Origin of the sequence: Sulfurospirillum arsenophilum NBRC 109478 (genome assembly GCF_000813345.1) — a bacterium.
GTDB classification, from domain to species: Bacteria; Campylobacterota; Campylobacteria; order Campylobacterales; family Sulfurospirillaceae; genus Sulfurospirillum; species Sulfurospirillum arsenophilum.
On the sequence record NZ_BBQF01000010.1, the window covers coordinates 1 to 1,179 of the forward strand.

Below are 1,179 nucleotides of genomic sequence, written 5' to 3' on the forward strand. Positions count from 1 at the left end.
CTACACCTTCATCTTTGTCTTTCTACCAATAACTTTTTTTGTCTATTTCTATCTTAATAGTAAAAGATTAACCACAGCAAGTATTGCCTTTTTGGTTTTTTCATCCTTGATTTTTTATAGTTGGTGGAATATAGTCTATCTACCTTTGATTTTATCTTCAATGTTATTTAACTTTGTCATAGGGAAGTCTTTTGTTGAGATTAGAGATTCAGTAAAGAAGAAAACACTTCTCGTGTTTGGTATTACCTCAAATGTTACCCTTCTAGGCTATTTTAAATATACAGATTTTCTTTTGAATAACTTTAATGGTATCTTTGGTGCAGATATACCATTGCCTCATATCATTTTACCGTTAGGTATTAGTTTTTTTACTTTTACGCAAATTGCCTATTTGGTTGATTGTTATAAAGATAAAGTAAAAGAATATAACTTTATACGCTATGCCCTATTTGTGACCTACTTTCCTCATCTTTTAGCAGGCCCTATTCTTCATCACGCTGAGATGATGCCTCAGTTTGCGAATATTAGAAATAAAACAAAGAATTATAAAAATATTGCTTTCGGACTTTTTCTTTTTTCAATAGGACTCTTTAAAAAAGTAGTCATAGCAGATACTTTTGCCCTGTGGGCAATTGCTGGATTTGATACAGCAACAACACTCAATCTCATTGAAGCATGGGCTACAAGTCTTTCGTATACCTTTCAGCTTTACTTTGATTTTAGTGGCTATACCGATATGGCTATAGGCGCTTCATTTCTCTTTAACATAAAACTTCCTATTAACTTTAATTCACCCTACAAAGCTCTAGATATTCAAGACTTTTGGAGAAGATGGCACATGACACTTTCTCGCTTTCTGCGAGATTATATCTATATTCCCCTTGGTGGCAATAGAAGAAGTGAAGGAAGAACCTATATCAATTTATTTGCTACATTCTTAATTGGTGGTCTTTGGCATGGGGCTGGTTGGACATTTATCTTTTGGGGTACCCTTCATGGCTTTGCACTCATGATTCATCGAGCTTGGAAGAGTTTAGGGTTTACCATGAATAAATATCTTGCATGGTTTATCACTTTTAATTTTATTAATCTTACATGGATATTTTTTAGAGCAAAAGAGTGGAGTGATGCCGTTAAAGTCCTCAAAGGCATGCTTGGTCTTCATGGGGTCGTCTTACC

General features: G+C 34.2%; 1 protein-coding gene. It reads left to right on the top strand.

Translation table 11 applies throughout. The features are described 5' to 3' along the window. Positions 1–1,179: MBOAT family O-acyltransferase (locus SAR02S_RS13115; protein ID WP_156961485.1), on the top strand; the 1,179-nt coding region annotated here is incomplete at both ends.